Source organism: Micromonospora aridisoli (assembly GCF_056150025.1).
Genome location: NZ_JAXCFK010000085.1, coordinates 1 through 608, shown reverse-complemented (window position 1 = coordinate 608; position 608 = coordinate 1). Strand labels below are relative to the sequence as shown.

The window sequence follows — 608 nt, the reverse complement described above, 5'->3', positions numbered from 1 at the left end:
GCACCACGAAGACACTGGCCCGGACGCGGTCGGCGTGCGGCACGTAGTCCCGCTCGGCCCAGAAGTCGCTGTAGTCGCCCGTCGCGTCGTCGCCCGCCACACCCATCTGGTCCCGGACGGGAGCACAGTACGCGCGCCGCTCCGGGTTGGTGACGGTGTTGGCGAGGCTGCCGGAGTAGTTGTTGGCCCGGGTCACCAGGCCGTTGCTGCGCGAGTAGTCGTACCAGCTGGAGATGGCGGAGATCGGCACGATGGTGGTGAGGCCCTTGACGCCGGTGGCGGCGGCCGCGTTGGCGAGGGTGCCGTCGTACGACTTGCCGATCATGCCGGTGCGCCCGTTGTGCCAGTCGGCGACCACCCGCTCCCCGGCGGCGTCGCGGCCCGCGCGCCGCCCGTTGAGCCAGTCGATCGCCGTCGGCGCGCTGATGTTGTCGGCGCGACCACCGGTGACCGGACAGCCGGTGGAGTTGTTCGTGCCGATCATGTCGAGCAGGATCACCGCGTAGCCGCGCGGGACGAAGTAGTTGTCGTAGAAGAGCGGCCACTTGTCGTTGAGGCCGTCGCCGTCCACGTCGGCGGTGGCGAGCCCGTCCCGCAGCCGGGTGGAG

General features: G+C 70.7%; 1 protein-coding gene. It reads right to left on the bottom strand.

Features of this window, described 5'->3' with window-relative positions; genetic code table 11:
- The coding region (locus SM447_RS29480) for a CocE/NonD family hydrolase (RefSeq protein ID WP_474576133.1) at positions 1–608 on the bottom strand (608 nt) is incomplete at both ends.